Genomic DNA, 6,859 nt, shown 5'->3' with positions numbered 1-6,859 from the left:
CGACGTGCGCCCGGCCGGCGGCGAGCACCCCGTGCTCCGCCAGCAGCAGCGCCTCGTGCCGGCTGTTCACCGCCACCCCGGCCGCCGCCGCGGCGACCCGCGCGTACGCCGCCGACCGCCGCGGCAGGTTCCGCGGGCCGTCCGACTCCTGCGGCACGTCGTGCAGCGTGACCGTGAGGCAGCAGGCCGCGGCGAGCCGCTCCACCAGGTCCGCCGCGGCGTCCGGCGAGGCCGCGAGCAGCCGGTCCGTCACGTGCAGGTGCGCGCGGCCCGCCCCGGCCGCCGCCCCCGGCAGGTCCCGGGGGTCGTCGACCCGCAGCACCCGCGTGCCGGCGTCGAGCGCGCGGACGTGCGCCGCGAGGTCCGCCGCGTACCGGGCGACGCCGTGCCGTGGCGGCCCCGTGAGGAGGAGCACGGGGGTGTCGGTCCTGGTCATCGCGGCAATCGTGGTCGAGTCGCGGGGAGGCGGCAACCGCGCGAGACTGCCCGCACCACCGCGATGCCGCGCTGCTCGGGGACCGGGCGGCACGTCCGCCCGAACGAGAGGACCGCATGTCGCAGCTCATGGCACCGACCGCGGGCGCGTCGCGGTCCTCGAGCCGCACGCTGCGGGTCGCCTCGGTGCCCGCCGCGCACCCCTACGTCGCCCGGGTCACCGACGCCGCGGGCCTGACGGTGCTGCCGGACCCGACGCCGCCGGGCGCCGAGCAGGGGCGCTGGTGGCCGCCGGTCGTCCTCGACCCCGCGTGGATCGCGGCGCACGCGGCCGAGGCGGACCTGCTGCACGTGCACTTCGGCACCGAGTCGTTCGACCCCGCGCACCTGGCCCGCACGCTGGACGCGGCGCGCGCGGCGGGCTGGCCGGTCGTGGTGACCGTGCACGACCTGGAGCACCCGCAGCTCGTCGACCAGGCGGGGTACCGCGCGCAGCTCGACGTGCTCGTGCCGGGCGCCGACGCGCTCGTCACGCTCACCCCGGGCGCGGCGGCCGAGATCCGCGAGCGCTGGGGGCGGGACGCGCTGGTCGTGCCGCACCCGCGGCTGCTGGGCGCGCTGCCCGCGGCGCCGTCCGGCGCGACCGCGCAGACCGCCGAGCGCGTGGTCGGCCTGCACCTCAAGGACCTCCGCCCGAACGTCGACGCCCCCGCCGCCACCCGGGCGCTGCTGGCCGCCGTGGCGGACCTGCGCGCATCGGGCCTGCCGGCGCGGGCCGAGGTCCGGCTGCACCGGCGCGTCCGGGACGAGGCGGCCCGCGACGAGGTGCGCGCCCTGTGCGCCGCGGCGGACCCGGGCACGGCGGTGCTGGTCGAGCACGACCGCCTCGCCGACGACGACCTCGCCGCCGCGCTCGCCGGCCTCGACGCGTGCGTGCTGCCCTACGCGCACGGCACGCACTCCGGCTGGCTGGAGCTGTGCTGGGACCTCGGCGTCCCGGTCGCCGCGCCCGCCGTCGGCTACTACCACCAGCAGCACCCCGACGGCTCGGTCGCGACGTCCGGCGCGGTGGGCGACGCCGCGGGCCTGGCCGCCGCGCTGCGCGACCTGCTGCGGTCCCCGGCCGCCACCCGCGCCGGGACGGCGGCCCGCGCGGCGCTCGTCCGCGACCGGCGCGCGCGGCGCCTCGCCGAGGACCGGGCGGCCGCCGACCAGCACGCCGCCCTGTACCGCTCGCTGCTCGGCGGAGGCGCGCGGTGACCGGGTCCCCGCTGCGCGTCGTCGTCGTCGCGCCCCTGCGCTTCCCGATCCGGCAGCCGCACGCCGGCGGCCTCGAGTCGGCCGTGTGGAACGAGGTCCGCACGCTCCGGGCCCGCGGGCACGCGGTGTCGCTGATCGCCGTCCGCGGCTCCGACTTCCTCGACGGCGGGCCCCCCGAGTTCGCGCTGCCGACCCTCGACTGGCCGGAGGGCGCCCACGCCACCGACTCGGAGTACCCGGCCGCCTACCGGGAGCGGTCGGTGCCGGCGCTGGGCCGGGCGCTCGACGTGATCGCCCGCGCGCCCGAGCGGTACGACGTCATCTCCAACCACTGCCTGCACGGGCTGCCCCTGCGGCGGGCCGCCTCCCTCGGCGTCCCGATGGTGTCCACGCTGCACACGCCGCTGGAGCCGGAGCTCGTCGACGCGGCCGCGCACGCCCGGCACACCCGGTTCCTCGCGGTCAGCGCGCACACCCGGCGCGAGTGGGCCCCGGTCGTCGACGCCACGGTGCTGCCGAACGGCATCGACCCGGCGGGCTGGCCGGCGGGCCCGGGCGGCGACGGGCTGGTCTGGTCCGGCCGGCTCGTGCCGGAGAAAGCGCCGCACCTGGCGATCGAGGCGGCGCGGCTGCTCGGCCGCGAGCTGACGATCGCCGGCCGGATCGGCGACCGCGAGTACGCGGAGCGCCACGTCCTGCCGCTCGTGGGGGACGGCGTCCGGTACGTCGGCCTGCTCGAGCAGCCCGAGCTCGCGCACCTGATCGGCCGCAGCGCCTGCGCCCTCGGGACGCCCGCCTGGGAGGAGCCGTTCGGCCTCGTGGGCCCGGAGGCGCTGATGTGCGGCACGCCGGTCGCGGCGTTCGGCGCGGGCGGCATCCGGGAGATCGCGCGCACCGCGACCGGCATGTCCGCCGTGCCGCGCGGCGACGTGGCCGCGCTGGCCGCCGCCGCGGACCGGCTCGCCGCGCGCTCGGCCGCGGAACCGGGGTTCCGGGCGCGGGTGCGCGCGTCCGCGCGCCGGCACTACGGCCTGGACGCGCGGGTCGAGGCCCTCGAGCGGGTGTTCCGCTCGCTCGTCGCCGAGCACGCCACCGGCGCGGAGCTGATCGCGTGAGCCGGCCGACCGTCGCCTGGTACGTGCACCACCACGGGTCGGGGCACCTCGGCCGGCTGCGCGCCGTGGCGCCGCACCTGGACGCGGACGTCGTGGCGCTGAGCTCGCTGCCGGAGCCCGCCGGGCTGCCCGCGCACGTCGACTGGGTCCGGCTCGACCGCGACGACGACCCGGACCCGGCCGGCCGCCCGCCCGCGGCCGCCGACCCCGCCGCCGGCGGTCTGCTGCACTGGGCCCCGCTGCTGCACCCGGGCCACCGCGGCCGGCTCGCGCGGATCGCCCGCGAGCTCGACGCCCGGGGCGCCTCGACGATCGTCGTCGACGTGTCGGTCGAGGTCACCGTCTTCGCCCGGCTGCTCGGCGTCCCGCCGGTGCTGGTGGCGCAGCCGGGGCTCCGCGACGACGAGCCGCACGCCCTCGGCCTGCGCGCCGCCGCCCGGGTGCTGGCCCCGTGGCCCGCCGACGTCCTGCCCGCCGCGCACCTGGAGCCGGTGCGCGACCGGGTGGTGTTCACGGGCGGGATCAGCCGGTTCGACGGCCGGGAGACGCCGGGCGTCCCCCGCGAGGGTGTGCTGGTGCTCGGCGGTCGGGGCGGGTCCGAGGTGACCGCGGACCACGTCGACGCCGCGGCGCGCGCGACCCCCGGGCGGCGGTGGACCGCGCTCGGCGCGGGCGGCGCGTGGTCGGACGACCCCTGGCGCGAGCTCACCGCCGCGGGGACCGTGGTGTCGTTCGCCGGGCAGAACTCCGTGGCCGACCTCGCCGTCGCCGGCGCGCGGGCCGTGGTGGTGCCGCAGGACCGGCCGTTCGACGAGCAGGCCGTCACCGCCCGCGCGCTCGGCCGGGCCGGGCTGGCCGTCGTCGAGCCTGCGTGGCCGGAGCCGGACCGGTGGCCCGAGGTGCTGGACCGTGCGGAGGCGCTGCAGCCGGACTGGTCGGTGTGGGGGACGGCGGGGGCGGCGGCGCGGGCGGCCGAGGCGATCGCGGAGGTCGCGCGGCGCGGGGCGGGCTCGTGACCGGCGCCCGGGCCGTGGTCACCCTGTGCTCGGCACCCCGGGTCGACCACCTGCGGCGGCAGCTCGCGGCGGTGCGGCGGGACCCGGCGACGTCGGCCGTGGTCGTGTGGGTCGGCGACGACGAGCCGCCGGCGCTCGACGCCGACGACGTGCTCCGGGTGCCGCCCGGCCCGCACGGGCTGCGGCTGGCGGCCGCGCGGAACGCGGGCGCGGACCGCGCGGTGGCGCGGGGAGCCGACCTCCTGGTGCTCCTCGACGCGGACTGCGTGCCGGGGCCCGGCCTGCTCGACCGGTACGCCGCGGCCGCGGCCGCGCACCCCGCGGCGGTGCTCTGCGGCCCGGTCACCTACCTCCCGCCCGGCGCGGAGGTCGACGACCCGGCGGCGCTCGCGGCCGCCACCCGCCCGCACCCGGCACGGCCCGCGCCCCCGGACGGCGTCGTGCAGGTCGCGCACGACGACGAGTACGACCTGTTCTGGTCGCTGTCGTTCGCCCTGACCGCGCGCCGCTGGGCCGACGGCCCCCGGTTCGACGAGGGCTACGAGGGCTACGGCGGCGAGGACACGGACTTCGGGTACGCCCTGCGGGACGCCGGGGTGCCGCTCGCGTGGGTGGGCGGGGCGCACGCGTACCACCAGCACCACCCGACCAGCAGCCCGCCCTGGCAGCACCTCGACGACGTGCTGCGCAACGGCGCGCGGTTCGCCCGCCGGTGGAGGCGGTGGCCGATGGAGGGCTGGCTGCGGGCGTTCGCGGAGGCGGGCGCCGTGCGCTGGGACGGGACGGCCTGGCACCGCGCCTGACCCCCGCCACCGCAGCGCCCGCGGCGCAGCGGCGCCGCGCCCCCCGCGCCGCGCCCTCACGACCCCGAGGGGGTACCCGACACGTCGAGCGAGCAGTCGGCGACTACTCGCTCGACGTGTCGGGTGCTCGCTCGGTGGTGCGGGCGGCGGCGCCGGGCGAGCCCAGGAGGGCGTCCGCCGCGTCCAGGAGGTCGGCCGCCACCGGGTCCGCCGTCCACCGCTGCGCACCCGCCGCCGCGCGGGCGCCGAGCGTCGCCGCGAGCACGGGGTCGTCCAGCAGCCGCAGCAGGGCCCCGGCCAGGGCCGCCGGGTCGGCGGGCGGCACCATGAGGCTGTCCTCGCCGTCGGTGCAGAAGTCGTCGTAGCCGCTGCCGGTCGTGACGACGAGCGCGCCCCCGATCGCCTTGGCCTCGAGCGCGGCGTTGCCGAACCCCTCCCACCGGGACGGGCAGGTCGTCACGGCGGCCTCGCGGACCGCCCGGTAGAGGGTGTCGTCGTCCACGTGGCCGAGCCAGGTGACCCGGTCCCGCGCCTCCGGGGGCAGCAGGCCGAGCAGCGCGGGCCGGTCGGGCTCGAACCGGCGGTCGCCGCTCGCGCCGGCGAGCACCAGCCGCGCGGCGGGGTGCCGGCGGGCGACCTCCGCGAACGCCGCGAACGCGTCCGTGACGCCCTTGCGCCGCTCCAGCCGCCCGAGGAACAGCACCACCGGCGCGCCGTCGTCCGGCCAGCCCGCGGGCAGCCCGGCCGACCCCGCTGCCCGGCGCACGTGCTCCACGTCGATGCAGTTGCGCACCACCCGGGCCGGCGGCAGCCCCGCGAACGCGCCCTCGGTCCACCGCTGCATCGCCCGGGAGATCGGCACCAGACCCGCCGAGCGCCGCACCTGCCGGTCCTCGAGCCGGCTCTGCACCGCCACCACCGCCCCGCCGCGCAGCCCGAACGACCGGGGCGTGAAGCCGGCGACCTCGTTCGCCAGCCGGGTGCTCGTCGCCAGGTTGGTCAGCAGCGGCGCACCGGCGGGCAGGGCGACGCCGAGCGCGGCCCACTCGGGCAGGAACACCCGGTCGTAGGCGCCGCCCCGGTACGCCCGGCGCACGGCCGCGGCGCGGGCGAGCAGCGCGGGGACCCGGGCGCGCGGCGGCCGGACGTGGCCGACCAGCCGGACCCCGCCGAGGTCGGCGCCGGGCAGCAGGGGACCGTCCGCGAGCACCAGCAGGTCGACCGCCGCGCCCTGCCGGACGAGCGCGGGGAGCAGCGAGGCGTAGTGCCGCCCGATGCCGCCGGTGTACGGGGTGAGCCCCGCGTACTCGGTCGTGGCCACCAGCCAGCGCCCGCGGGCGGGGCGCGCGCCGGACGGGGCCGGCGCGGCGGAGGGCGCGGGGGTCGCGGGCGTGCTCGCGTGCAGGTCGGAGGCCACGCCCCATGCTCGCCGACGCCGCGCCGCGCCGCCCGCCGACATCCCCGCCTGCCCTTCTCCGCCCCTCCACCCCGCGCCCGCCCGCGTGTCCCGCCCCGGGTGGAGACCCGAGGGACGGCGCCCCGGGAGTCAGCGCCCCGTCGCGTCGATCGCGTCCAGGCGCCGGTCGACGAGCACGCCGGTGAGCAGCACGGCGCCGGACACCCCGAGCAGCGGGACCAGCACCGTGAGGTGCCAGCCCGTGACCGCCAGCGCCCCCAGGGTCACCAGCACCGCCAGGGCGGTCCCGGGCGACGCCGGCGGCGCCAGCAGCAGGAACCGCCAGGTGCGGCCGAACGGCTCGTCGTACCGGCGCAGCACCGCGAGGAACCACGCGCCGACGACGAGCAGGCCCGCCCCGAGGACCAGCAGCCCGGCCGCGGCGACGGCGGCCGGCCCGGTCGACCCGGTCGCGGACGCGAGCACCGGCAGCGCCAGCGCGTCCGCGACGAGCAGCGCGCCGACCACGAGCAGCGGCCAGCCCAGCCGGTTCGCCCGCCGGAAGCCGGCCCGGTACTCCGCCCAGAACGCGCGCCCCACCGACTCCGGCGGTTCGCCCGCGGCGACGGCCCCCAGCACCGTCGCCGCCGCGGTGAGCGCGGGCAGCACGCCCAGCACGACCCCGCCGAGCAGGGTCCCGAGCACGGCGAGGAGGTTGACCGCCACCAGCCGGGCGGCGACGCGCAGCCAGCGCATGACAGCACCGGCCCAGCCGCCGACGTCCTCGCCGCCCTCGTGCACGAGCACCCGGTGCCGGCCCTCCGCGCCGGCGCC

General features: G+C 80.1%; 6 protein-coding genes and 1 pseudogene. 4 read left to right on the top strand and 3 right to left on the bottom strand.

Annotated elements, in window-relative coordinates:
* Nucleotides 1-436, bottom strand: a pseudogene (locus FA014_RS16830) (hypothetical protein); the annotation flags it as partial.
* A gap of 116 nt (nt 437-552) precedes the next feature.
* Between FA014_RS16830 and FA014_RS16825 the strand changes: the two are divergent.
* The 4 genes from FA014_RS16825 to FA014_RS16810 are packed head-to-tail and all read left to right on the top strand — an operon-like array spanning nt 553 to nt 4,629.
* On the top strand, nt 553-1,695 hold the full coding sequence (locus FA014_RS16825) for a glycosyltransferase (RefSeq protein WP_154730795.1): 1,143 nt from the start codon (nt 553-555) through the stop codon (nt 1,693-1,695).
* Nucleotides 1,692-2,810 carry a glycosyltransferase gene (locus FA014_RS16820; protein WP_154730794.1) on the top strand — a complete coding sequence of 373 codons (1,119 nt, stop codon included), beginning with the start codon at nt 1,692-1,694 and terminating at the stop codon, nt 2,808-2,810. The genes FA014_RS16825 and FA014_RS16820 overlap by 4 nt, the downstream gene beginning before the upstream one ends.
* Complete coding sequence (locus tag FA014_RS16815) at nt 2,807-3,826, top strand: hypothetical protein (RefSeq protein ID WP_154730793.1); 1,020 nt, start codon at nt 2,807-2,809, stop codon at nt 3,824-3,826. Before FA014_RS16820 ends, FA014_RS16815 begins: the two co-directional genes overlap by 4 nt.
* Nucleotides 3,823-4,629 carry a glycosyltransferase family 2 protein gene (locus tag FA014_RS16810; RefSeq protein WP_154730792.1) on the top strand — a complete coding sequence of 269 codons (807 nt, stop codon included), beginning with the start codon at nt 3,823-3,825 and terminating at the stop codon, nt 4,627-4,629. The genes FA014_RS16815 and FA014_RS16810 overlap by 4 nt, the downstream gene beginning before the upstream one ends.
* Before the next feature lie 103 nt (nt 4,630-4,732).
* Here FA014_RS16810 and FA014_RS16805 read toward each other — a convergent pair whose 3' ends face one another.
* A complete protein-coding gene (locus tag FA014_RS16805) occupies nt 4,733-6,046 on the bottom strand; it encodes a glycosyltransferase family 4 protein (protein ID WP_195969334.1) in 1,314 nt (437 codons plus the stop codon).
* Nucleotides 6,047-6,175: 129 nt separating this feature from the next.
* On the bottom strand, nt 6,176-6,859 hold a 684-nt coding region (locus FA014_RS16800; protein WP_154730790.1), incomplete at its 5' end, for a YesL family protein.

The organism is Cellulomonas hominis (assembly GCF_005239125.1).
Classification (GTDB): Bacteria; Actinomycetota; Actinomycetes; order Actinomycetales; family Cellulomonadaceae; genus Cellulomonas; species Cellulomonas hominis_A.
The sequence above is the reverse complement of the archived record's forward strand: the minus strand, read 5'-3'. Positions and strand labels throughout refer to the sequence as shown.